This window comes from Agromyces cerinus subsp. cerinus (assembly GCF_900142065.1).
Classification (GTDB): domain Bacteria; phylum Actinomycetota; class Actinomycetes; order Actinomycetales; family Microbacteriaceae; genus Agromyces; species Agromyces cerinus.
Map to the genome: position 1 here is coordinate 297,753 of NZ_FSRJ01000003.1, position 23,632 is coordinate 321,384.

General features: G+C 71.7%; 18 protein-coding genes. 9 read left to right on the forward strand and 9 right to left on the reverse strand.

Features of this window, described 5'->3' with window-relative positions; all coding sequences use genetic code 11:
• Nucleotides 1-381 precede the first annotated feature (381 nt).
• Both BUR99_RS11835 and BUR99_RS11840 read left to right on the forward strand, forming a co-directional pair.
• Nucleotides 382-2,628, forward strand: coding sequence for a hypothetical protein (locus BUR99_RS11835; protein ID WP_074260577.1), 2,247 nt, complete (start codon nt 382-384; stop codon nt 2,626-2,628).
• Nucleotides 2,629-2,726: 98 nt separating this feature from the next.
• Nucleotides 2,727-3,149, forward strand: a complete 423-nt coding sequence (locus BUR99_RS11840; protein ID WP_143231615.1) for a hypothetical protein — start codon at nt 2,727-2,729, stop codon at nt 3,147-3,149.
• A gap of 37 nt (nt 3,150-3,186) precedes the next feature.
• On the opposite strand, the gene BUR99_RS11845 is transcribed toward BUR99_RS11840, so the two are convergent.
• From BUR99_RS11845 to BUR99_RS11860, 4 genes are all read right to left on the reverse strand, one after another.
• Nucleotides 3,187-3,882 carry an HAD hydrolase-like protein gene (locus BUR99_RS11845; RefSeq protein ID WP_327077893.1) on the reverse strand — a complete coding sequence of 232 codons (696 nt, stop codon included), beginning with the start codon at nt 3,880-3,882 and terminating at the stop codon, nt 3,187-3,189.
• A 79-nt stretch (nt 3,883-3,961) separates the two neighbouring features.
• Nucleotides 3,962-4,657: an endonuclease NucS gene (nucS, locus tag BUR99_RS11850; RefSeq protein ID WP_074260580.1), complete on the reverse strand. Its 696-nt coding sequence runs from the start codon at nt 4,655-4,657 to the stop codon at nt 3,962-3,964.
• A 48-nt stretch (nt 4,658-4,705) separates the two neighbouring features.
• Nucleotides 4,706-6,007, reverse strand: coding sequence for an MFS transporter (locus tag BUR99_RS11855; protein WP_074260581.1), 1,302 nt, complete (start codon nt 6,005-6,007; stop codon nt 4,706-4,708).
• A 279-nt stretch (nt 6,008-6,286) separates the two neighbouring features.
• Nucleotides 6,287-8,884, reverse strand: a complete 2,598-nt coding sequence (locus tag BUR99_RS11860) for a collagenase (RefSeq protein ID WP_074260582.1) — start codon at nt 8,882-8,884, stop codon at nt 6,287-6,289.
• A 313-nt stretch (nt 8,885-9,197) separates the two neighbouring features.
• On the opposite strand from BUR99_RS11860, the gene tdh reads away from it, so the two are divergent.
• Together tdh and BUR99_RS11870 are read left to right on the forward strand one after the other, a co-directional pair.
• A complete protein-coding gene (gene tdh, locus BUR99_RS11865) occupies nt 9,198-10,241 on the forward strand; it encodes an L-threonine 3-dehydrogenase (protein WP_074260583.1) in 1,044 nt (347 codons plus the stop codon).
• Between the two features lie 2 nt (nt 10,242-10,243).
• Entirely contained in the window at nt 10,244-11,431 is a 1,188-nt protein-coding gene (locus BUR99_RS11870) for a glycine C-acetyltransferase (protein WP_074260584.1), read from the forward strand.
• Nucleotides 11,432-11,722: 291 nt separating this feature from the next.
• Here BUR99_RS11870 and BUR99_RS11875 read toward each other — a convergent pair whose 3' ends face one another.
• Nucleotides 11,723-12,487 carry an SDR family NAD(P)-dependent oxidoreductase gene (locus tag BUR99_RS11875; RefSeq protein WP_074260585.1) on the reverse strand — a complete coding sequence of 255 codons (765 nt, stop codon included), beginning with the start codon at nt 12,485-12,487 and terminating at the stop codon, nt 11,723-11,725.
• Between the two features lie 85 nt (nt 12,488-12,572).
• Here BUR99_RS11875 and BUR99_RS11880 point away from each other — a divergent pair, with 85 nt between their 5' ends.
• The 4 genes from BUR99_RS11880 (at nt 12,573) to BUR99_RS11895 (ending at nt 17,082) form a co-directional block, all read left to right on the forward strand.
• Entirely contained in the window at nt 12,573-13,640 is a 1,068-nt protein-coding gene (locus tag BUR99_RS11880; RefSeq protein ID WP_074260586.1) for a LacI family DNA-binding transcriptional regulator, read from the forward strand.
• A gap of 335 nt (nt 13,641-13,975) precedes the next feature.
• Entirely contained in the window at nt 13,976-14,917 is a 942-nt protein-coding gene (locus BUR99_RS11885) for an ABC transporter ATP-binding protein (protein WP_074260587.1), read from the forward strand.
• Nucleotides 14,914-16,560 (forward strand): ABC transporter permease, encoded by a 1,647-nt coding sequence (locus BUR99_RS11890; RefSeq protein WP_074260588.1) that lies wholly within the window; start codon nt 14,914-14,916, stop codon nt 16,558-16,560. Before BUR99_RS11885 ends, BUR99_RS11890 begins: the two co-directional genes overlap by 4 nt.
• Before the next feature lie 54 nt (nt 16,561-16,614).
• The gene (locus BUR99_RS11895; RefSeq protein ID WP_074260589.1) at nt 16,615-17,082 is read left to right on the forward strand and encodes a GbsR/MarR family transcriptional regulator; all 468 of its coding nucleotides are present in this window, start codon (nt 16,615-16,617) and stop codon (nt 17,080-17,082) included.
• A gap of 24 nt (nt 17,083-17,106) precedes the next feature.
• On the opposite strand, the gene BUR99_RS11900 is transcribed toward BUR99_RS11895, so the two are convergent.
• The 4 genes from BUR99_RS11900 to BUR99_RS11915 all read right to left on the reverse strand — a co-directional run bounded on the left by BUR99_RS11900 (nt 17,107) and on the right by BUR99_RS11915 (nt 22,112).
• Entirely contained in the window at nt 17,107-18,558 is a 1,452-nt protein-coding gene (locus BUR99_RS11900; RefSeq protein WP_084183949.1) for an MATE family efflux transporter, read from the reverse strand.
• A 100-nt stretch (nt 18,559-18,658) separates the two neighbouring features.
• The gene (locus BUR99_RS11905; protein ID WP_159440990.1) at nt 18,659-19,579 is read right to left on the reverse strand and encodes an alpha/beta hydrolase; all 921 of its coding nucleotides are present in this window, start codon (nt 19,577-19,579) and stop codon (nt 18,659-18,661) included.
• 152 nt (nt 19,580-19,731) lie between these two features.
• Nucleotides 19,732-20,388 (reverse strand): response regulator transcription factor, encoded by a 657-nt coding sequence (locus tag BUR99_RS11910; RefSeq protein WP_074260591.1) that lies wholly within the window; start codon nt 20,386-20,388, stop codon nt 19,732-19,734.
• Nucleotides 20,376-22,112, reverse strand: a complete 1,737-nt coding sequence (locus tag BUR99_RS11915) for an ATP-binding protein (protein ID WP_200802719.1) — start codon at nt 22,110-22,112, stop codon at nt 20,376-20,378. The genes BUR99_RS11910 and BUR99_RS11915 overlap by 13 nt, the downstream gene beginning before the upstream one ends.
• A 217-nt stretch (nt 22,113-22,329) precedes the next feature.
• On the opposite strand from BUR99_RS11915, the gene BUR99_RS11920 reads away from it, so the two are divergent.
• Nucleotides 22,330-23,532, forward strand: coding sequence for a D-alanyl-D-alanine carboxypeptidase/D-alanyl-D-alanine-endopeptidase (locus tag BUR99_RS11920; protein WP_084183951.1), 1,203 nt, complete (start codon nt 22,330-22,332; stop codon nt 23,530-23,532).
• The last annotated feature ends 100 nt before the right edge of the window (nt 23,533-23,632 follow it).

The following is a 23,632-nucleotide window of genomic DNA, read 5'->3' on the forward strand; positions in this document are numbered from 1 at the left end:
GTGGTGACCGCGGGGCGCGTACGCCGTCCGTCGGTGGGCGGACGTACTCGGAATACTGCCGTGCGAGGCCGCGCCTATGGAAGAGCTGGGAGGGCATTTCCGAACCATGACGCATGTCTGTTGCGCCGCTCCGCGAATCGGCGTCGATCATGCGCGTTCGTCCTGCATACGGGGCAGATCTCGTGCACGGTTGTTCGTGAGCATGCGTCATGATATGCGTGAGCTGTGAGGCATCCGATCGACCGGGTGCGTCCCCCTGGCGGGGGGTCGCGGGCGAGGCGGCGGAGGCATACTCTTGCGCCATCCCCGCAGCAGTGCGCTGCCCGGCTGGGCGCCCTTCCGTTCGATCGCTTCGACCCGTCGAGTCCGGAAGGGATCTGAATGCTCCGACCCGTCGCGTCTGCGGTGGCCGCGGTCTGGCTGGCGCTCGGCACCGTGCTGCTGAGTGCCGTTCCGGCTTCCGCCACGGGTGAGGGCCCGAAGCCCCCGATCGTCTCCTACGCGTTCGCGCCGGCGGAGGTGGTCGTCGACGCCGTGCCGGGCAAGGGCTCGCACGTGGCGGCGGTGAGCCTCTTCCGGTTGTCGAACGGCGCGCGCGTCGACGGGTGCGGCGGCGACCGCAGCGACCGGCACTCGACCCCCGTGCACTGCACGTTCAGCGGACTCGAGGCCGGCGCCTGGCGGCTGCTCACCGAGCAGAGCCACGGCAACGGACATGGGTACACGCCCGGCACGCTGTCGGTCGACGAGTACATCGTCGTTCCGGCGCCGCCGTCGATCGATACGGCCGACCTCGCCGCCGACGGTTCGGTCGCGCTCGCCGGCACGGGTGCGCCCGGTGACCTGGTCTCGGTCTCCGACGCCGCCGGGAACGCGGTCTGCGACGTCGCGATCGACGAGTCGGGTCACTGGAGCTGCCGCGTCGCCGGCCCCAACGGCACGGATGCCGCGTTCAGCGCGATCGAGGAGAACACGCGCTCGCGCGGCGAGCAGACGGCATCCGCCTACCGGGCCGGTGCGCTCTCGGCGCCGAGCGCGGCGACGGGAGTCGTGGCGGCGCCGATCCGTCTGGACCCGAACTGGACCTTCACGCTCGACGGCATCGACCTGAGATCGATCCGCCCGGGAGCCAGGTTCTCCATCAGGGCCGCCGGCCTTCCGCCCGGCCTGAACGTGCTCGTCGAGCTGCACTCCGATCCGGTGACCCTCGCGACGGGCACGGTCGGCGGCGACGGCACCTTCTCGGCCGCCGCCACGATCCCGCTCGACGTGCAGCCCGGCCAGCACCGGATCGTCGTGACGCTGTCGGGCGCGGGCCTCTCCCCGGCGCAGAAGGAGGCGGCCGTCACGATCGTCAGCCCGCCGGGGAGTCCGCCGGTCGATCCGCCTGCGCGTCCGCCGGCCGTGCAACCCGTCGTGCAACCCGTCGCGCAGCCGGTCGTCCCGGTCCGCGGATTCGTCGACGGTCGTCCGGCTCCGGTGCCGCTGAGTGCCGTGGTCGCGGCCGAGGCGCGCCCGGTGCCTGCTGCGCCGCCGGCAGAAGCCGCCGAGGTCGAGCCGGAGCACGAGGCCGTCGCGGAGGAGGAGCACGCGGCCGAGCCCGCGGAGGGCGAGGTGGCGCCGAACATCCTCACGGGGGCGCTCCGGCGCATCCAGGACGTCGTGTCGAATCCCGCGACGGTCGCCTCCGCCTTCTCCATGGGCCTCGTGCTGATCGTGCTCGCCGCCGCACCGGCCCACCTGCTGAACGCGACGATCGCCGAGCAGTATCAGCGCTTCAGCAACCGCGCCGCCCGGTTCCGAACGCCGGGCTGGTACGCCGGGCTGATGGCCTGGATGGCCAAGGAGCCCATGGTCGCGGCCCTCGCGCTCATCGCGGTCACGGCCGGACTGTTCGGGCTCGCCGATCCCACGTTCGGGTTCAACGACCATTCGCTGCGCCTCGTGATCTCGTGCGCGATCGCGCTCTTCTTCGTCGCGTTCGTGTCGAGCTGGCTGACGGGCCGCATCCTCGAGGTGAGCTGGTCGGTCGTCACGAGGATCAGCTTCCGGCCGCTCGGGCTCATCCTGACCATCGTCGGCGTGCTCGTCTCGAGGGTGCTCGACTTCTCGCCGGGGTTCCTCATCGGCCTCGTGCTCGGTCTGTCGATGGCCGCGCCCGCGATGAAGGAGCATGCGTGGCAGGCGGTGGCGATCCGCTCGTCGATCATCATCGCGTTCGGGCTCGCCGCCTGGATGGGGTTCAGCGTGTTGACGGTGCACGGCGAGCCGCATGACTTCCTCGGCGCGCTCATCGTCGAGACGTGCGTCGCGATCACGACCGAGGGCATCGTCATGCTGCTCATCGACCTGCTGCCGTTCAAGCTGCTCTCGGGCGAGGTGCTCTTCGCGCATTCGCGGGCGCTGTGGGCGGCGCTCTACCTCATCGTCACGGTCGTCTTCATCGTCGGCGTCGTGGCGTGGGAGGGCCACTGGCGCGAACTCGGCGGTTCGCTGTGGCTCTGGATCGGGGTCGTCGGCGGCTTCGCGCTCCTCTGCGTGGCGATCTACCTGTACTTCAGGTTCTGGGCGCCGCCGCTGCCCGAGGAGACCGCCGATGAGGAGGAGCCGCTCGCCCGCATCGAGTGATGCCGGCGCGCGTCGCCGTTCGGGCCGGGGTGTCGCGCGACATGCCGCCGGTCTACGCTGAACCGACGGCGCTGAGCGCCGGCGGAGGGGGTGCCGCGGTGACCGAAGGAACGAGCGCGAGCAGGCGGATGCCCCGTGGCGGGCGTCGCGCAGTGATGCTGCCGCTGATCGTCGTCGCGGTCGGCGGGCTCGCGCTCGCCGGGTGCACGACCGGCACCGACACGCTGCCCGCGCCGGTCGTCGTCCAACTCGGCGACATCGACGGGGAGACGATCGAGGTCGTCGACGGCAACGTGATCGACCTCGCCGGTGACGACGAGACGTACGCCGACTGGGACGCCGAGATCGAGGACCCGACGATCGCCCGGTTCACGCCGGGCGGTGATGACGGGAGCGCGCAGTCCAACCCCGGTCTCACGGCGACGGCCGTCGGAACGACCGGGGTGACGCTCGAGAACGGCGAGACCGGCGAGACCGTCTCGTTCACGGTCGAGGTCGTGCCGACGACGTCGGGCGACTGACGACCAGGCGAGCGGCCGAGCGTCGGCGCAGCGCCCGTCAGCCCAGCAGCAGGCTGCGCAGCTGGTCGGCCGAGTGCACGACCGCCATGGCGTCGGCGGCCTCGGCGGGGGAGCCGTAGCCCCACTCGACGAGGATCGTCGGCACGCCGTTCGCGAGCGCGCCGAGCGTGTCGTAGCCGCGGTCGCCGACCATCACGGAGTGTTCGGTGCTGATGCCGAGCGCGTTCAGGCGGCGCAGCGCCTCGGCGACGACGTCGGCCTTCGTGCTGCGCTCCTCGTCATCGCTCGCGCCTGCGATGACGGTGAAGTACTGGCTGAGGCCGGTGTGGTCGAGCACCTTGCGCGCCATCGACTCGGGCTTCGAGGTCGCGAGGGCGACGGGGATGCCGGCGGCGTGCAGCCGCTCGAGCACGCCCGCGACGCCCGGGAAGACGGGGGAGCGGAGCACATGCTCGCCGTAGTGGTCGCGGTAGATGTTCAGCGCCTCCCACGCCTCGGCGTCGCTGAAGCCGGCCGTCATGCGCAGGCTGTCGAGCAGGGGCGGGCCGACGTAGCTGCGCAGCACCTCGTCGCTCGGCACGGGCAGGCCGAGCTCGGTGAACATGTGCGCGAGCGACCCGGTGATGTCGGAGGCCGAGTCGACGATCGTGCCGTCGAGATCGAACAGCACGGCCGACCAGGTGCGGGTCGGCTCGGTCATCGTCGGGATAATCGTCAGGGGCTCGGTAGTCACCGTGACATCCTAGGGTGCGAAAATCCGAGGGACACTCAGATTGATCGCACGCGAGGCGGCGGCGTCCCGCGATGCCCGGTCAGAAGAGCCGGGAGTGCCCGTCGTCCACGCCGCGCATCGCGTCGTAGTCGAGCACGACGCAGCGGATGCCGCGGTCCTCCGCGAGGGTGCGGGCCTGGGGCTTGATCTCCTGCGCCGCGAAGACGCCGGTCACCGGTGCCAGCAGCGGGTCGCGGTTCATGAGCTCGAGGTAGCGGGTGAGCTGCTCGACGCCGTCGATGTCACCGCGGCGCTTGAGTTCGACGGCGACCGAGGCGCCCGAGGCATCCGTCGCCAGGATGTCGACCGGGCCGATGGCCGTCATGTACTCGCGGCGCACGAGCCGGTGGCCGTCGCCGAGGAGTTCGATCTGCTCGGCGAGCAGTTTCTGCAGGTGCGCCTCCACGCCGTCCTTCTGCAGGCCGGGGTCGATGCCGAGCTCGTGGTTCGAGTCGTGCAGCACCTCGTGGATCGAGACGATCAGCTGGTCGGCGGTCTTCTGGTGCACGACCTTCCAGAGCTCGACGATGCCCGCTGCGCGCTGGTCGTCGTCGGGCTCGAGCGCCGTGAGCGTGCACGGCGGGCTCATCCAGTTGAGCGGCTTGTAGCTGCCGCCGTCGGAGTGCACCAGGAGGCTTCCGTCGCCCTTCACCATCAGCAGGCGGGTGGCGAGCGGGAGATGTGCCGCGAGGCGTCCGGCGTAGTCGACGGAGCAGCGGGCGATGACGAGACGCACCAGTCGAGTGTACGGCGAGCGACGGCGTTCGACGGTCTGTCGCGGGCGTCAGGCCTGTGCGGCCGGGGCGTCGGATTCGCCGCCCGTGGCGCCCGGCTTGCCCGAGCGCTCGCGCGCCGCGGGGGCCGCGAGGCCGGCCATGACCATGAGCGCCAGGATCACGAGCAGGGCGTTCAGCAGCCCGAAGTGCTCGCCCAGGAAGCCGATGAACGGCGGGCCGACGAGGAAGGCGCAGTAGCCGATGATCGCCACGGCGCTCACCCGGGCGGCGGCCTGGGCGCGGTCGGGCACGTCGGCGGCCGCCGACATGCCGACCGGGAAGCCCATCGACGCGCCGATGCCCCACAGCACGGTGCCGACGACGATGACCCAGACCTCGGTGCCGAAGATGAAGAGGCTGAGCCCGACGACACCGGTCGCGGCGAGCACGCGGAGCGTCGCGACCCGGCCGAAGCGGTCGACGAGCGGGCCGCCGAGCACGCGAGCCGTCGTCATCGACACCGCGAAGACCGTGAAGATCGCGGCACCCACCGCGGGGTCGAAGCCGTGGCCGTCGACCGCCGCGAGCGTGAGCCAGTCGTTCGCCGATCCCTCGGCGAACGACATGCCGAGCATGATGACGCCGATGAGGAGCAGGCGCACGTCGCCCCAGACCCTGAGGCCGTCGCGGAACCGTTCGGTCCACGGGCGTGCGGATGCGGCATCCGCTCGCTCATCGGCGGCCGCCGGGTCGCCGAGCTCGCTGCGCTTGGGTACGAACCGCACCGACACGAGCGCGCCGACCGCGATGACCGCGCCGATCACGGAGAGGTGCACGACGACCGGCACGGCCAGTGCCGCCGCCGCGGCCGCCATGCCGGCGCCGGCGACCGTGCCGAACGAGAAGAACGCGTGCATGAGCGGCATGAGCGTGCGGCCGATCTCGCGCTCGGCCTCGGCGCCCTCGACGTTCATCATGACGTCGACCGCGCCGTTGCCGAAGCCGGCGAACGCGAGCCCGATCACGATGAGCGGGATGGACGGCAGCGCTGAGCCGCCGATGCCGATGAGCACGAGGCCGAGGGAGACCACGATCAGCGCGCCCGCCATGCCCGTGCGCGCGCCGAAGCGGGCCATGAGCGGGGGAGCGGCGATGAGGCCGAGCACTGCGGCGATGGAGCCGGCGAGGATCACGAGTCCGACGCCCTGGGTGCTGAGCCCGGTCTGGTCGCGCACCTCGGGAAGTCGCGCGACCCAGCTCGCGAGGCTGAGCCCCGAGAGGAAGAAGATGGCGAAGATCGCGTTGCGCCACGCGAGCAGCTCGTGGCGGGCGCGGTTCGTGGTGGGGCTCGTGCTGAGGTGGTCGGTCATCGTTCGGCTTCTGTCTTCGTGTCTTCGTGTCTTCGTGTCTTCGTGTCGCGTGTCGCGTGTCGGTGTGTGTTCGTGCCGGTGCGTCGAGTCGGCGTTCGAGGGCCGCCCGAGCGGCTATCGAATCGATTCGATTCGCCGATCAGTGAACGATATCCGTCGAGCGGGCGAACCGCAACCGATCCCCGGCCGCGCGGATCCGTGCGTCGGGCGGGCCGTCGTCGACGGCGACGGCCGTGCAGCCCGGGAGCACCCGGACTGCACGGCCGCCGTGTCGTCGGATCAGTAACTGGCGGTGACGCTCACCCCCGCGAAGTCCTCGACGGCGGTCAGGCCGACGTAGTTCCATCCGGGCTGGGGCCAAGCGACCACGACGCTCTCCTCGTTGCTGCCGGAGGTCGTCGAGCGCGCGACGTGCGCGTTCGCATCGGCCCAGCCGTAGCAGTTGACGTAGAGGTCGGCGTCTCCCGTGCCCCCGGTCGTCGTGACCGTGACCTGGGCGGTGCCCGCCGGAATCCAGATGAACAGGCCGTCGGTGTCGCCGCGCTTGGCGGAACGCCCTGATCGGCTGCACTCGTCGTCGAGCTGGCGGAGGTCGGAGCCCGTGCACTCGGGGAGTGCCGGGGTGCCGCCGTCAGCGACCGTGACGGGGAGCGTGACCGTGCCGGTCGCCCCGTCGTCGTCGGTCACCGTCAGCGTGACCGAGTACGTGCCGGCCGCGGCGAAGGCGATCGTCGGGTTCGCCTCGGTCGACTCCTGCCCGTCGCCGAACTGCCAGCGGCGCGAGGCGATCGTGCCGTCCTCGTCGGTCGACGTGTCGGTGAACCCGACCTCCAGGCCGTCGGCCGAGATGGCGAACGATGCCGCAGGCACCCGGTTGACCGGGTCGGTGCCGCCGCCGCCGAGATCGGCGCTGCAGTCGCCGGCAGCGCATCGCGTGAGGTATGCCGCGAACTCGGCGTCGTACCGGGTGCCGATCGTGTCGGTGATGTAGGTGCGGGCCGCGTCCCAGTCGCCGGCGCGGTACGAGCCGAGGATGGTCTGCAACTCGCTCGGGCGCTCGTTGAGCATGAACGCCGCGGCGAGGAACCCCCAGCGGTAGACCCGCTCCTGACCGTGGTCGTAGTTCGTGTCGAAGAGCTGGCTGAGCGTGTAGGTGCCCTGCGCGGCCGCCGCCTGCGCGGCCGTGTAGTCCTCGCCCCGGTACTGGTACGAGATGAACTCCGCGAAGCCCTCGACCCACCAGATCGTGGGCGTCTGCATGCCCTCCTCGAAGTCGCCGTGCATGTTGAAGCGGCCGTCGAGGTAGTGCGTGTACTCGTGGTTGAGGTTCCACACTGCGAACTCCGGGCGAAGCCACTCGGCCTCGTAGGCGATGAACCGCGCGACGTTGTCGGCGGCGGAGGGGTCGCCCTCGAGGTACATGCCGCCGTTGTTGGTGTCGATGCCGAAGATGGCGCCCGCGTAGCTCTGGTAGTCGCTGCTCGAGTCGAACACGACCACCTCGATGCTGGAGTTCACGTCGTTCGGCACCGGACCCGGGTCCTTCGCGACCGCGTGGAAGTACTGGTCCTGGGCGAGCAGGCTCGAACAGCTCGCGGCGAGCTGCTCGGCGCTGATCTCCTGGGCGCGGATCGTGATGCTCGAGGAGCAGTCGTGCTCGGTGATGAGGACGGCGTCGGCGACGCGCTCGCCGAGGTCGCAGGTGCCGTAGTCGGCGCACGCCTCGGGGTCGTAGTAGTTCGCCATCTGGCCGAGGGCGACCCACAGCTGCGCGGTCGGCCCGTCGAGCGAGGTGCGCGTGAGCAGGTCGGCGACGAGCGGCTTGGCGGCCGCACGAATCGAGTCGTCGCCGAGGAAGCGGGCGAGCTCGCGACCCGCGTTCGTCGGCAGGAAGGCCGACTCGCCGCCGAGCCGGTCGAGGTGGGCGACCGCGAAGTCGTGCAGCGTCGTGAGGAGCGACGGGTCCGCGGCCACGGCGGCGACGAACTCGGGCACATGGTGGCCGCGGAACAGCACCGTGAACACGTTGTTCACGGCGTTCCGCATCCACCAGAGCGCCTCGTACTCCGCGTCGTACTCGGTGAGCAGCCGCTCGACGACATCGAGGTAGCGGTCGTTGAGCACCGCACTGTCGATGAGCGTGACGGCCTCGCCGAGCACCTCGCCGTTGGCGTCGGTGACGTCGCGCGAGCGCGGGTTGCCGAAGAAGGCGTCGAGTGCCCCGGCTGCCGCGTTCGACAGCGACGAGCCGTAGTCGCCCACGTTCTCGGCGTCGTAGAACTGCACGTAGTAGCCGGCCCGGAGGAAGAGCACGAGCTGGCCGGCCGACGTGGAGTTGTCGCCGGGGTAGGAGCCTGCGACGGTGCGGAGCGCGTTCGCGACCGTGATCATCTGCGCTTCGGCGAAGATCGCCTTGGCGTCGGCGCCCTTCACGAGGAACAGCGAGTTGATGCAGTCCATCGGGCTCGCGACGACCAGGTCGACGAGCGACTGGCCGCTCGCCGCGGCGAAGTCCGCCGTCGAGCAGGTGTCGGCGGCCGCCGCCTGTCGGCCGGCTGCGGCGCCGGGGTTGCCGAGGTCGCCGGCCGACGGCCGCTCGGGAACGGCGACCTCGTCACCGGCCTCGGTGCGGTGCACCTCGGCGTTCGCCGTCAATGGTGCCGCCGGCTCGAGGTCGGGGTCGAGCTCGGGCACGAGCGCAGCGCTCGAGCCCGTGGCCGCAGCGCCCCCGGTGTCGGCCGCCGGGCCGGAGCCCGACGGCACCGGATCGGGCGGTGCCGCCGCGTTGGCCCCGAGCGGGGCGCCGAGGCTGAATGCGAGTACGAGCGACAGCGCGATGGCTGTGCCGGTTCCACGTCGTCGGATGGGTTGGGTCATCGTCGACTCCTGAATCGTGTGCTGCGGATCGAAGAACCGGCACTGCAGGTTCCCGACCCTGTGCGATCTCCGGCCCCCGGCCGGAGTGGCGCGTCGTCATCGATGCGCCGCGGTCATCGTGTCATATATCACACGTCACGCGCTACTATTGCCTCTGGATCGCTGTCGAGAGCGCGTCGCGCCCACTCCCGGCTCGCCGAGGCATCCGCAGCATCGCCGGTACGATGGCTTGGTCATCCGGCGCATCCACCGGACCACTCGCATGAGCCGCCGCACCCAGCGGTTCATGTTCTGAACAATGGAGTTTCTTGCGATGAAGGCCCTCTACAAACCCGCCGCCGGCGCCGGCCTGGAGTACGTCGATCGGCCCGAGCCCGAGACGGGCCCCGCCGACGTGAAGATCCGGGTGCTGCGCACCGGCATCTGCGGCACCGACCTGCACATCGAGAAGTGGGACGACTGGGCCGCGTCGACGATCGCCGCACCGCTCATCCCGGGCCACGAGTTCTACGGCGAGGTCGTCGAGGTCGGGCCGCTCGTGCACGACGTCGCCGTCGGCGACCGCGTCTCGGGCGAGGGGCACATCGTCTGCGGCATGTGCCGCAACTGCCGCGCCGGGCGCCGCCAGATGTGCATCCGCACGAAGGGCCTCGGCCTCCACCGCGACGGCGCGTTCGCCGAGTACGTCGTGCTTCCCGGCGAGAACGTCTGGGTGCACCACGCCGACATCGAGCCCGAGGTGGGCGCGATCTTCGACCCCTTCGGCAACGCCGTGCACACCGCGCTCGCCTTCTCGGTCGTCGGCGAAGACGTGCTCGTCACGGGCTGCGGCCCGATCGGCCTGATGTCGATCGCCGTCGCCCGCCACGTCGGCGCACGCTTCATCGTCGCGACCGACGTCTCGCCGGCCCGCCTCGAGCTCGCGCTCTCGATGGGCGCCGACGCCGTCGTCGACGTCTCGAAGGAGCGGGTGCGCTCCGCACAGGAGCGCCTCGGCATGCGCGAGGGCTTCGACGTCGGCTTCGAGATGTCGGGCTCGGCGAAGGCGCTGCCCGAGATGATCGAGAACATGAACCACGGCGGGCGCATGGCGCTGCTCGGCCTGCCCGCCGAGCCGTACGCGATCGACTGGGGCAAGGTCGTCACCCACATGCTCACCATGAAGGGCATCTACGGGCGCGAGATGTTCGAGACGTGGAACTCGATGAGCGCGATGCTGCAGACGAGCTCCGAGCTGCGCTCGCGCGTCGCCTCGATCATCAGCGACCGCTACCCGGCACGCGAGTGGCGTGCGGCGTTCGATGCGGCCGCCTCGGGCGGCGTCGGCAAGGTCATCCTCGACTGGACGGAGCTGTAGACATGTACGGAACGGTGAAGGAGCAGCTGCGCGCCGAGCTCGACGAGATCGAGGCCGCCGGGCTCACGAAGCGCGAGCGCGGCATCCACGGCCCGCAATCGTCCGAGATCGAGGTCGCGGGGCGCGAGGTGCTGAACTTCTGCGCGAACAACTATCTCGGCCTCGCGAACGACCCGCGCATCGTCGCGGCGGCGCACGCCGGTCTCGACGAGTGGGGCTACGGACTCGCGAGCGTGCGGTTCATCTGCGGCACGCAGGAGCTGCACCTCGAGCTCGAGAAGCAGGTCTCCTCGTTCCTGGGGTACGACGACACGATCCTCTTCTCCTCGTGCTTCGACGCCAACGGCGGGGTGTTCGAGGTGCTCTTCGGGCCCGACGACGCGATCATCTCCGACGAGCTGAACCACGCCTCGATCATCGACGGCATCCGCCTCTCGAAGGCTCGGCGCTACCGCTACAAGAACCGGGATCTCGTCGACCTCGAGGCGCAGCTGGTCGCGGCATCCGACGCCCGCCGCCGGGTGATCGTGACCGACGGCGTCTTCTCGATGGACGGCTACATCGCGCCGCTCGCCGAGATCTGCGACCTCGCCGACAAGTACGGCGCGCTCGTCTTCGTCGACGACTCGCACGCCGTCGGCTTCGTCGGCGAACACGGCCGCGGCACGCCCGAGCACTGCGGCGTCGAGGGCCGGGTCGACATCACGACCGGCACCTTCGGCAAGGCGCTCGGCGGGGCATCCGGCGGCTACGTCTCGGCCCGCCAGGAGATCGTCGACCTGCTGCGTCAGCGCGCCCGGCCCTACCTCTTCTCGAACACGCTCGCGCCGGCGATCGTGGCGGGCACGATCCAGGCGCTCGAGCTGCTCGCCTCGTCGGGCGAACTGCGCGAGAAGCTGCGGGGCAACGCCGCGCTCTTCCGCTCACTGATGACGGATGCCTCGTTCGACCTGCTCCCCGGCGAGCACCCGATCGTGCCGGTGATGTTCGGCGACGCCGCACTCACCGCGCGCATGGCCGACGCGCTGCAGCAGCACGGGGTGTACGTCACGGCGTTCAGCTTCCCGGTCGTGCCCCGAGGGGCCGCGCGCATCCGCGTGCAGCTGTCGGCGGCGCACTCCGAAGACGAGATCCGTCGCTGCGTCGCCGCCTTCGTGGCGGCTCGCGACGAGGTGGCCGCGGCCGAGTAGCCGTCTCGATGGGCTCGACCGGCAGACGACCTCGTTCTGCGGGTTGCGCCTGGGCGACCTGGTTCTGCGGGTTGAGCCTGTCGAAACCCCGCCCGAGAACGACCGGGTCTCGACGGGCTCGACCGGCAGACGACCTGGTTCTGCGGGTTGAGCCTGTCGAAACCCTGCCCGAGAACGACCGGGTCTCAACGGGCTCGACCGGCAGACGACCTGGTTCTGCGGGTTGAGCCTGTCGAAACCCCGCTCAGGACTACCGGGTCTCGACGGGCTCGACCGGCAGATGCTCGCGCGTCAGCGCCCCCGCGCGCCGACCCGCGCGCCCAGCGAGCGGGGTGCGAACCGCACGAGGCCGATGATCAGCCGATAGCGCAGCGAGGGCACCGAGACGGCCTTGCCGCGCGCGGCGTCGCGCAGGCCGTCGGCGACGACGGTGCGGGCATCGAGCCACATCCAGTCCGGAACGCCCTCCTGCCCGGGCGGCAGCCCCAGTCGCTCGTGGAAGTTCGTGTGCGTGTAGCCCGGGCACACGGCCGTCGTCGTGACCCCTTGCGGCCCGTACTGGCCGTTCGCCCACTCGCTGAACACGACGAGCCACCGTTTGCACGCGCCATATGTCGATCGCGGAATGAACGCGCCGACCGATGCGATGTTGATGATGCGACCCCGACCGCGGGGGAGCATCGCCCGGAGCGCCGCGTGGCTGAGCCGCATCGGCACCTCGACGTGCATCTCGAGATGGCGCACCTCGTCGTCGATGTCGTTGCCGGCGAAGTCGAGGGGAAGCCCGAAGCCCGCGTTGTTGACGAGCAGGTCGACGGGTCGTTCGGGGTCGGAGAGGCGCTCGACGACCAGCTTCAGGTGACGTGGCTTCAGGAGGTCGGCGCGCAGCGCCTCGACCGCGACGCCGTGCTTGCGACGGATCCGCTCGGCGAGCTCGTCGAGGGCGGTGCGGTCGCGCGCCACGAGCACGAGGTCGGCGCCGGTGGCGGCGAGCTGGCGGGCGAACTCGGCGCCGAGCCCGGAGCTCGCACCGGTGATGAGGGCGGTTCTCGACATGCGGCGAGCATATGGGATGGCGACGCGTCGGGCGCTCGTCACGCCGCGAGTGCCACTCGAATCGATTCGGCCTAGACTCGGGCGCATGCAGTCCGATGCAGCTCCACGCCCGACGCTCGCCGACGTCGCGGCGCGCGCAGGGGTCTCGCAGTCGACCGCCTCGCTCGCCTTCAGCGGCTCGGGCCCGGTCTCGGATGCCACGAAGGAGCGCGTGCTCGCCGCGGCATCCGAACTCGGCTACGCCGGCCCCGACCCGCGTGCCCGGTCGCTGCGTCGCGGCCGCTCGGGCATCGTCGGCGTGGTGCTCGAAGAGCGTGTGCGCGCGGCGTTCCTCGATCCCGTGAAGATCCAGATGCTCGACGGCATCTCCGAGGGCATCGCGCCGCTCGGCGCCGGTCTGCTGCTCCTCACCGACACCGGCGAGCCGGGGGAGCACGCCGTCAGCATCGAGAGCGCGCCGGTCGATGCCGTCGTGCTCATCGGCTGCAGTCCGCGTCTCGCCGACACGATCGAGGCGCTGCGACGCCGCGGCATCCCGGCCGTGGCCATCGAAGGGGAGACCGGCGAGGACATCCCCGAGATCTCGATCGACAACCTCCAGGCGACCCGGCGCGGTGCCGAGTACCTGCGGCAGTTGGGGCACGCGGATGTCGCGATCGTGACGCTGCCCTTCGACGCCGCACGCACCCGTGGCCCGCTGACCGACGAGTTGCTGCGGGCGAGCACCGCCGCGACGGCGAGCCAGCGTCTCGCCGGAGCGCGCGGGATCTTCCCCGAGGCGACCGGGCGCGCCGCCGCCGCGAGCTCGATCGAGGAGGGGCTCGAAGCGGCGCGAGCGCTGCTCGCCGACCCGGCGAACCGCCCGACCGCGATCATCGCGCAGAGCGACCTGCTCGCGGCCGGCGTCATCCAGGCGGCTGAGGAGCTCGGCATGCACGTGCCGGGCGATCTCAGCGTGCTCGGCTTCGACGGCATCCGGGTCGACGGCCTGCAGCACGACCTCACGACGCTCGTGCAGCCCTCGGTCGCGAAGGGCCGCGCGGCCGGCGAGGCCGTCGTGCAGATGCTCTCCGGCGAGCCGCCCGAGTCGCGCTGCTTCACGAGCACGCTGCACGTCGGCGACACGACGGCTGCGCCGCGCGCCGCGGGCTGACGCGACCCGCAGACGCAGCGGCTGGCGCCGCGCGCCGCGCGCCACCCGCCTCCCGCTGACGCGACCCGCAGACGCCTCCCGCACCCGCTGGCGCGACCAGCCTCCCGCCACCCGCTGGCGCCACACACCCACCCATCGAGATGACGCATCTTGTCGGTAGGCCCGCCGGTATGCGACGACTCGTGACATCTCGACGTCACTCGAGCAGCTCGCCGTGGCCGCGGCATCCGCCTGGCCCGCCGAGGCCACCCGCGGCATCCGCTGCTCGCGCATCCGCCGTTAGGGATCCGTTAGGAAGATTCACAAATTTGTGAAACAAGCGTAGTGTCGGCCTCATGAACACCGTCATCGAAACACGCGGCCTCGAGAAGCACTTCGGTCGCGTGCGTGCACTCGACGGGCTCGACCTCAGCGTCGAGGCCGGCGAGGTGCACGGGTTCCTCGGCCCGAACGGCGCGGGGAAGTCCACCACCATTCGCGTGCTGCTCGGCCTGATCCGGGCCAGCGGCGGCAACGCGACGCTCTTCGGCCGCGACCCCTGGCGCGACGCCGTCGAGCTGCACCGTCGCATCGCCTACGTGCCGGGCGACGTGAACCTCTGGTCGAACCTCTCGGGCGGCGAGTCGATCGACCTGCTCACGCGCCTCCGCGGCGGCACGACCGACAAGCGCGCCTACGCGGCCCGGCGCGAGCACCTCGCCGAGGTCTTCCAGTTCGACCCGTCGAAGAAGGGCCGCACCTACTCGAAGGGCAACCGGCAGAAGGTCGCGCTCATCGCAGCCCTCGCCACGCCCGCCGACCTCTACATCCTCGACGAGCCCACCTCGGGCCTCGACCCGCTCATGGAGGCGGTCTTCCGACAGGAGATCGCGGCGCTCCTCGGCGACGGCGCGACCGTGCTGCTGTCGAGCCACATCCTCTCCGAGGTCGAGCACCTGTGCGACCGGGTGAGCATCATCCGCGCCGGGCGCACCGTCGAGACGGGCACGCTCGCCGAGCTCCGCCACCTCACCCGCACCGAGATCTCGTTCGCCGGCGAGGGCCTCGACCCGGCCGGCTTCGCGGCGATCCCGGGCGCGCACGACCTCGTGGTCGACGGCGCTCGCGTGCGCTTCACCGCCGACTCCGACGCCATGCCCGAGGTGCTCGCCACCCTCGGCCGCCTGCGAGCGACGGGCGTCACGGTGAACCCGCCCTCGCTCGAGGAGCTCTTCATGCGGCACTACCACGACGAGCTCGACGAGCCCGCCCGATCGAGCCTCGAGGGCGTGCGATGAACACCCTGCCGACCCTGCTGCTCGCGCGGTTCCGCCGCGACCGGGTGCAGATCATCGTGTGGCTCGCGCTCTTCGCGCTGCTCGAGGTCGTCGGCCACACGGCCGTCACCGAGACCTACGGCGACGAGGCCGAGCGCGCGAGCGTGATCAGGCTCGTCATCATGAGCCCGGCCATCCTGATGCTGCGCGGCACCCCGCAGGGCACCGACGCCGACGCGTTCCAGTTCTTCCTGCTGTTCGGATTCCTCGGCCTCATGATCGGCCTGATGATGACCTTCCTCGCCGTGCGTCACACGCGCGGCGACGAGGAGGCCGGCCGCGCCGAGCTCGTCGGCTCGACGCCGGCGGGCCGCATCGCGCCGCTCCTCGCGACGGCGCTCGAGGGAATCATCCTCAGCGTCCTGGTCGGCGCGATCATGGGCGGCGTGGCCTTCGCATTCGGTGCGGATGCCTCGGGCGCCCTGCTCTACGGAGCGGCCATGTCGGCGGTCGGCATCGCCTACCTCGGCGTCGGGCTCGCCTGCGCGCAGCTCATGCGCACGTCGCGGGGTGCCAACGGACTCGCGGCCGCGATCGTCACGCTCGGCTACGCCCTGCGCGCGATGGGCGACGCCACGGGCACCGTGCAGCCCGACGGCCTCAGCATGGAGGCGGGCTGGTGGAGCTGGCTGAGCCCCATCGGCTGGGGCCAGGCGGTCGCGCCGTACACGCACCAGCTGGTCTGGCCACTCGCCCTCTGCATCGGCCTCGGTGCGGTGCTCTTCGCCGCCTCGGCCTGGCTGCAGTCGCACCGGGATCTCGACTCGAGCATCGTGCCCGAGCGCGCCGGACGCCTGCACGCGCCGCTCAGCCTCTCGGGGCCGATCGGCCTCGTCTGGCGCACGCTCCGCAATCCCGTCATCGGGTGGGTCATCGGCGGGGCGCTCTTCGGCCTCGTGCTCGGCGCCGTCGGGCAAACAGTCGTCGACCTCGTGAACACCCCTGACGGCGAGGAGGCCGGGCAGGCGATCAGCGACACCCTCGCCTCGCTCGCCGGCCCGAACGCGGAGGGCGGTCTGATCGACCTCTTCACGACCGGACTCTTCGGTCTCGTCGGCGTGCTCGCCGCGGTCGGCGGGGTGCAGGCCGTCATGCGGGCCAGGCAGGACGAAGCCGGCGGCACCGCCGAGCTCGTGCTCGCCGCACCCGTGTCGCGCTTCCGCTGGTTCTCGGCCTACCTCCTGATCGGGGTCGTCTCGGTCGCGGCCGTGCTCGCCTTCGCGGTGCTCGGCGCCTTCGTCGGACTCATCGGGTCGCCGGATGCCGGTGAGCGCATGTCGACCGTCGCCGAGGCCGGGCTCGCCCAGCTGCCGGCCTGCCTCGTGATCGTCGCGGTCGCCGCCCTCGTGTTCGCACTGGTGCCGCGGGCCTCGATCGCCCTCGGCTGGGCGGTGCTGCTCGTCGCGATCGTGCTGGGGCAGTTCGGCGGGCTCTTCGGGTTCCCCGAGTGGCTCCGCGACGTCTCGCCGTTCAGCCACACGCCGATCGTCACGGCCGAGACGATCGATTGGACCGCGGCATGGGTGATGACCGGCATCGCCGTCGTCGTGGCGGCGGGGGCGACGGCCCTCGTGCGCCGACGGGACCTGGCACTCGGCGGGTGACGGCCGGCGCGGGGCATCCGCTCTTGCCCCGCTCGTTCTGTGAGGATGGGGAGCATGGCGCGAGACGAACAGGCGATGCACGAGTTCGTCGAGCAGTCCGCCGCGGCGATGGCCGAGGCGGGCTTCCCGCGCATGCCGGCGCGGGTGCTGATGGCGCTCATCGCCGCAGAGTCGACCGGCCTCACCGCGAGGGAGCTCGGCGACCAGCTGGTCGCGAGCGCCGCCGCGATCTCGGGGGCGGTGCGCTACCTGCAGACGCTGCGCATGGTGCGCCGGGTCTCGCAGCCCGGGTCGCGCCGGGTGCTCTACGAGCTGCCCGAGCACGCCTGGTACACGGTGACGATGGGCAAGAACCCGCTCTACGACCACCTCGAGGTGCTCGCGTCGAAGGCCGTCGCCGCGATCGACGACCCCGACTCGCTCGCGTCGCAGCGCATCGCGGAGATGAGCGACTTCTTCCTCTTCATCCAGCGCCGCATGCCCGAGCTGCTCGTCGAGTGGCGCGCCGAGCGCGGGGCGTGAGCGGGCCCGTCGAGGTCGTGCGCCTCAGCGCCCGGCGCCGACCACCATCCATGCCGCGCTGCGCGCCCGCAGCCCGAGCGTGACCCCGCGCGCGCCGAGGTAGCCGATCGCGAAGGACGCCATGAGCCACGCAGGTCCGGCGGCGCCGGCCGGGGCGACGGCGACCACCCAGAGGGCGAGCGGCACGAACACGACGAGGTTGACGATGCCCGTCCAGGCGAGGTAGCGGGCGTCGCCGGCGCCGATGAGCACGCCGTCGAGCACGAAGACGATGCCGCCGAGCGGGGCCGAGAGCGCGAGCACGACGAGCGTCGGGGGCAGGAGCGCCGCGACATCCGCCGAGCTCGTGAAGAGCCCGGGCAGCACCCACGCCGTCGTGAGCAGCAGCACGCCGATCACGGCGCCGCTGCCGACGCCCCACTGCAGGCAGCGCCGCAGCACCGCGCGCACACCGGCGACGTCGCCGGCGCCGAGGTCGCGGCCGACGAGCGCCTGCGCGGCGATCGCGAGCGCGTCGAGGGCGAAGCCCATCGTGAAGTAGAGGGTCATCGCGACCTGGAACGCCGCGAGCTCGTTCGAACCGAGCGACGTCGCCGCCCACGTGGCGAGCAGCAGGGCGAGCCGCAGGCTCAGCGTCCGCAGGAACAGCCAGCCACCGGAGGTCGCGCCGCGGAGCACTCCGGCATGGTGCGGCCACGGGCTCGCACCGGCGCGAGCGGCGTGCCGGGCGACGACGACGAGGTAGACCGCGACCATGCCCCACTGTGCGACGACCGTGCCGACGGCCGAGCCGGCGATGCCCCAGCCGGCGACGTAGATGAAGAGGTAGTTCAGGCCGATGTTCACGGCGAAGCCGATGCCGGCGACCCAGAGCGGGGTGCGCGTGTCCTGCAGGCCGCGCAGCAGGCCCGTGGCCGCGAACACGATGAGCATCGCGGGCAGCCCGGCCATCGAGATCGAGAGGTAGACGGATGCCTCGGCCGTCACCGCCTCGGAGGCCCCGAAGAGCCCGACGAGCGCAGGTGCTGCGAACCACCCGGCGACGGCGAGCACGACGCCGATGCCGAGCGCCAGCCACAGCCCGTCGATGCCCGAGGCGACCGCGCCGCGCACATCGCCGAGTCCGACCCGGCGAGCGACCGCCGGGGTCGTGGCGTAGGCGAGGAAGACCATGAGGCCGATGATCGTCTGCAGCACCGCGCTCGCGAGCCCGAGGCCGGCGAGGGGCGTGGCGCCGAGGTGGCCGATCATCGCGGTGTCGGCGAGGAGGAAGAGGGGCTCGGCGATGAGCGCGCCGAGCGCCGGCACGGCGAGGCGCAGGATCTCGCGGTCGACGCCGGCACGCGGCGCGGTCGTCGGGGCGGACGCGTCCTTCGGAGTCGACGCGTCCTTCGGAGTCGACGCGTCCTTCGGAGTCGACGCGTCCTTCGGAGTCGACGGGGACGCGCTCGGTGGCTCGTTGCGAGGATCGTTCATGGGCGTCTCGAGCCTACGGGCGTCCGCCGACGACGGGTGCGTCCACGACGACGCGACGAACGGGGGCCGGGCCGTACCCCCGACCCCCGCTCGCGCGGGCTCAGGCGAACGAACGTGTCGTCTGCTCGTCGCCGATCCCGTCGAGGTCGACGGCGGTGAGTCCGCCGTCGACGAAGGAGCTCACGGCGTCGAGGGTCTGGTCGGCGGCGAGCACGCGACCGTGGCCCAAGCCGCTCGTGAGCAGCAGCCGCGAGTTCTCGCCGTGCGCGGCGTGCAGGCGCATGCTCTCGCTCGCGGCGATCTGCGAGTCGTCGCGGTCGTGCACGAGCAGGAGTTCGACGTCGGACGACATGGGCGCACGCACGGCGTCGAAGTAGCGCCAGGGATCCTCGAAGTCCGAGAAGACGCGTTCGCGGTACCGATCGCGCTGGATCTCGGCGGCCCGGTCGCTGAGCCCGACGTGGCCGGCGAAGGTGTCGAAGAGGTAGCGGCCTGAGGAGACCGGCGCGATCGCCGCGACGCGCGGCGACGCGACGCCCTCCCGCACGGCGTTGATCGCGGTGAGAGCGCCGAGCGAGTGCCCGATGATGGCCTCGAAGCGCCCGTAGCGCTGGTGCATCGCGTCGATCGCGTCGATCCACGTGCGGATGACCGTGCGGCGCCCGTACCCGTCGCCGTGCGCGGGTGCGTCGAAGGCGACGAGATGGCAGCCGGCGGCGCGCAGCTCCCGCACGATCGGTGCGAACTGTGAGGCGCGACCGCGCCAGCCGTGCACCAGCAGCACGGTTCGGGGGCCGGCGCCCCACTCGTACACGACGCCGCTGCCATGGGGGAGCGGCAACGGACTCCGCCGGGCGGTCTCGTGGACGCCTCGCTCGGAGTCGCGGACCCGTCGTACCGGTCGGGAGCTGCCGAACATGGGTGCGGCGACCCTCGCCGCGAGGCCGGGGGAGATCACGTCGGCGGCGCGGGCGACGCCGATCGCGGCGTTCGTCATCGGGATGGCAGCTGACAGGGCCATGGGAGATCCTCTCGATCGCGGCGCAGCGAGTGCGCAGCCAATACTCTGGCGGCTCGCGAGAGGTGCCACCATGGGCCTAGGTCGCCCCTGGGCGCCGGCTTCGAGCGGGGCCCGCTCGGCGGCGAGCGGCGAGCGGCGAGCGGCAGCCGGGCTCAGCCGGCGACGCCGTCGAGATACCGGATGACGGCGAGCACGCGCCGATGGTCGTCGGCGGCGACCGGCAGCCCGAGCGCGTCGTAGATGTTCGAGGTGTGCTGCACGATGGCCTTCTCGGTGAGCACGAGCTTCTGCCCGATCCAGGCGTTCGACCGGCCCTCGGCCATGTAGGCGAGCACCTCGCGCTGGCGCGGGGTGAGTTCGCGCACGACCCCCGCACCGCGGCCGGCGCGTGACATCAGCACGGCGACGATCTCGGGATCGAGCGCCGTGCCGCCGTCGACCACGCGGTGCAGGTCGTCGCGGAAGGCGGTGATGTCGGCGATGCGCTGCTTCAGCAGGTAGCCGACGCGAGCGGCGCGGCCGTCGAGCAGCTCGATCGCGTATCTCCGCTGCACGTACTGCGAGAGCACGACGATCGCGGTGTCGGGGTACTGCTCGCGGATGCGGCGTGCCGCGCGCAGGCCTTCGTCGTTGTTCGACGGCGGCATCCGGATGTCGGTGATCACGAGATCGGGGCGGTGCGCGCCGACCGCGGTCATGAGCTCGTCCCCGTCGCCGACCGCCGCGACCACGTCGAACTCGCCCTCCTCGAGCAGCAGCCGCAGCCCCTGTCGGAGCAGCACCTCATCTTCCGCGATCACGACCCGCATGGCAGCTCCGCGGTGAGCAGCGTGCCGCCGCCGGGCGGGCTGGCCAGCGACATCCGCCCACCGATCGCGTCGACGCGGTCGCCGAGCCCGGCGAGGCCTCGATCGTGTCGATCGGTCGCACCGCCGATGCCGTCGTCGGCGACCTCGATCGTGAGCACGTCGGCCCGACGGATGAGGCGGACTGAGGCCGAGGCTGCCCTGGCGTGCTTGGCCGTGTTCGCGAGTCCCTCGGCGACGATGAAGTAGGCGACGTTCATGACCGTCGACCCGAGCGGGGCCTCGAGTCCGCTCGTCTCGAGCCGCGTGGGGATGGGCATGCGGTCGACGAGGTCCTCGGCCGCGAGCACGAGCCCACGCTCGACGAGGGCGGCGGGCATGACGTCGTGCACGAGACGCCGCAGCGCGTCGGCGGCGGCCTCGATGCCCTGCCGCAGTTGGGCCGCCTCGGAACGCGCCGCCGCATCTTCGGCGGCGCCCTCGATGCGGCCGGCCTCGAGGGCGAGCAGCACGAGCTGCACCTGCAGGCCGTCGTGGAGATCCTTCGCGATACGCAGGCGCTCACGGTCGGCGGCCTCGACGAGGCGCACCCTCGAGTGCCGCAGCGCGGTCTGGCTGGTGCGCAGTTCGGTGGTGAGGCGCTCGCGCGCGATGGCGATCGCCGCAACGCGGCCGACGGCTCTCACCCGGCTCGGCTCGGGCAGCAGTTGCGCGTCGTAGATGATCGCGCCGACCGGTTGCCCTGCCGACTCGATCACCACGGCCGCCCGGCCGTCGCGGTCGGGGAGGTCGACCGTGACGCCGCGATCGTCGACGAACCCGTCGCGCACCGGCAGCCAGTAGACGACGTCGACGGTCGGATCGCCGAGCGCGCGTGCGATCGCGGCGCGCAGCGGCGCCCGGCCGGGCTCCTCGGTTCCGAGCCACGCCGCGAGCTCCTCGGCTTCCGCGGTGCGCTCGAAGCTGCCGATCATCACGCCGACCGCGAAGGCGACGGCGATGCCGGCGACGAGCGTCAGCTGGATGGCGACCACGACGGTCAGGGGCAGCAGGCCGAGCGCGAGCGCGACGGTCGGGATGAGCAGCACCGAGCCGACGCCGTAGCCGTACAGCGGCGCGAGCACCCGGCGCCGGGCCGGCGAGGCCCGGCGCAGTCGGTCGACGAGCACGAACGCCGTGGCCACCGACAGGGCGAAGGCGGCGATGCGCTGCACGCTGTCGCCGATCGCCGCCGGCTCGGCGTCCATCGGAACACCGAACGGCACGAGGATGCCCCCGGTGAAGACGGCGGTCGGCATCTGCAGCACCGTCGCGGTGAGGTACGCGGCGACGACGATCACCCGAGACCTGGTGTCGGGCAGGCGCCCGCTCGGGAACGCGAGGAGCAGGTGCACGGTGACCGCGATCGTCACGGTCGCGAAGATCGCCCCCATGACGGCGGCAAGGGGCACATCCGTGTTCACCAGGCCGGCGACGAGGGTCGCGATGCCGCCGATCCAGATGATGAGGCCGATTCGGCTGCCGGGGCGACGGCGCCACGCCACGGTGCCCGCGACGAACCAGACGAGGGCGACGACCGGAAACAGCAGGATGACCCAGTACTCGCGGTCGACCGGCAACAGCATCACCGCCTCGAGCGCGGCGAAGAGCACGCCGACCGCCAGGAGGAGCGTCAGTGCCGATCCGAGCGACTGGGCGAGCGGCGGCCCGGGCGTACCGCGTTCCACGTGTCCTCGCCTCCGAGCGCCGACAGGGTGAGCGCTGTGCACATCATGGCCGATTCCGGCGCATCGTGGAACGGACCCAGGTCCTCTTCGGCAGCTCCTCCAGAGATCTGCTCCGAATGCCATATGCCAGGACGCCCTCCGTACCGTAAGCTGCTGGCCATCCAGTGAAGATACGTTTCGTATGTTGCGCCTGAGTGGTGTGGTGAGGGGATGACCGATGACGGCGGAGACGAGAGTGGAAGCGACGCGCACGACCGCGAGCGGAGCCGATCCGAGACTGGGCGCGGCGCGCATCCACGTGATCGACGTCGCCGACGGCCGTGTCGTGTTCGATCGCGACGGTGACCTGCCCGGTCCGACCGCGAGCGTCCTGAAGCTCCTCACGTCGGCGGCGGCCCTCGCCGCCCTCGGCCCCGACCACCGCATCGCGACGAGGGTGGTCGCCGGCGCCGAGCCCGGCGAGATCGTGCTCGTGGGCGGCGGCGACGTCACCCTCACCAGGCTCCCCGTCGGAACCGCGTCCTTCTATCGCGCCTCGGCGCACCTCGAGACGCTCGCCGATGCCGTGCTCGCCGCGATCGGCGACGGCGTGGTCGACCGCCTCGTGCTCGACGACTCGCTGTTCGCGGGTGAGCCGTGGCTGCCCGAATGGGACGCCGAGGGCCGGAGCCCCGAGGGGTACATCCCCTTCATCACGGCGCTCCAGGTCGACGGCGACCGCGACGACCCGACGATCGACGACACGCCGAGGAGCGAGGACCCGGTCGGCCGGGTCGGTGCCGCGTTCGCGGAGCTGGTCGGCGGGGGACGCGACATCCGCATCTCACGCGGGCGCGCGCTCCCGGCCGCGGCCGTGCTGGCGGAGGTCTGCTCCCCGCCGCTGTCCGAGCTCATCCGCTTCGGCCTCGAGACCTCCGACAACGCGCTCATGGAATCGCTCGCCCGGTTGTCGGCGATCGCGATCGGCGAGACGGCCGACTTCGCCGGGGTCTCGCGCGCGATCCCCGTGCTGCTCGAGCGATACGGCCTGCCCATCGAGGGGCTGACCGTCCGCGACGGATCGGGCCTCAGCGATCGCAACTCGGTGCCCGCGCGCTTCGTGGCCGAACTGCTGGTGCGGGCGCATCGTCGCGAGCACGGGCTCGGCGTGATCGACGACATGCTGCCGGCCACCGGGCCGGACGGCACCTTCAACCGGAATCGCTTCACGGGCGACGACGCGATCGTCGGCGACGCGGTTCGTGCGAAGACCGGCTACATCAACATCGTGTGCTCCCTCGGCGGGCTCGTGCGGGCCGCCGACGGAACCGAGCTCGCGTTCGCGGTCTACGCGGTCGGCGAGATGATGGGCGACCCGGCGCGCGCGGCGATCGACGCGTTCGTCGCGAGCCTGTACCTCGACGGCGCCGACGCGGCCTGAGGCCCCGGGAGATCGGGAAACCTGCGAGGTCGCCGGACGCCCGCGCGTCGCCCGCATCCCGAGTGCCCGTTCGTCGGCACCCGCGCTTAGGGTGGATGGC

Bases quoted from the DNA above. Each gene is read 5' to 3' on its own strand.
- BUR99_RS11835 (WP_074260577.1), top strand. From the start codon at position 382: ATGCTCCGACCCGTCGCGTCTGCGGTGGCCGCGGTCTGGCTGGCGCTC.
- BUR99_RS11855 (WP_074260581.1), bottom strand. From the start codon at position 6,007: ATGACCGACCACCTCAGCACGAGCCCCACCACGAACCGCGCCCGCCAC.
- BUR99_RS11860 (WP_074260582.1), bottom strand. From the start codon at position 8,884: ATGACCCAACCCATCCGACGACGTGGAACCGGCACAGCCATCGCGCTG.
- tdh (WP_074260583.1), top strand. From the start codon at position 9,198: ATGAAGGCCCTCTACAAACCCGCCGCCGGCGCCGGCCTGGAGTACGTC.
- BUR99_RS11870 (WP_074260584.1), top strand. From the start codon at position 10,244: ATGTACGGAACGGTGAAGGAGCAGCTGCGCGCCGAGCTCGACGAGATC.
- BUR99_RS11875 (WP_074260585.1), bottom strand. From the start codon at position 12,487: ATGTCGAGAACCGCCCTCATCACCGGTGCGAGCTCCGGGCTCGGCGCC.
- BUR99_RS11880 (WP_074260586.1), top strand. From the start codon at position 12,573: ATGCAGTCCGATGCAGCTCCACGCCCGACGCTCGCCGACGTCGCGGCG.
- BUR99_RS11885 (WP_074260587.1), top strand. From the start codon at position 13,976: ATGAACACCGTCATCGAAACACGCGGCCTCGAGAAGCACTTCGGTCGC.
- BUR99_RS11890 (WP_074260588.1), top strand. From the start codon at position 14,914: ATGAACACCCTGCCGACCCTGCTGCTCGCGCGGTTCCGCCGCGACCGG.
- BUR99_RS11895 (WP_074260589.1), top strand. From the start codon at position 16,615: ATGGCGCGAGACGAACAGGCGATGCACGAGTTCGTCGAGCAGTCCGCC.
- BUR99_RS11900 (WP_084183949.1), bottom strand. From the start codon at position 18,558: ATGAACGATCCTCGCAACGAGCCACCGAGCGCGTCCCCGTCGACTCCG.
- BUR99_RS11905 (WP_159440990.1), bottom strand. From the start codon at position 19,579: ATGGCCCTGTCAGCTGCCATCCCGATGACGAACGCCGCGATCGGCGTC.
- BUR99_RS11910 (WP_074260591.1), bottom strand. From the start codon at position 20,388: ATGCGGGTCGTGATCGCGGAAGATGAGGTGCTGCTCCGACAGGGGCTG.
- BUR99_RS11920 (WP_084183951.1), top strand. From the start codon at position 22,330: ATGACGGCGGAGACGAGAGTGGAAGCGACGCGCACGACCGCGAGCGGA.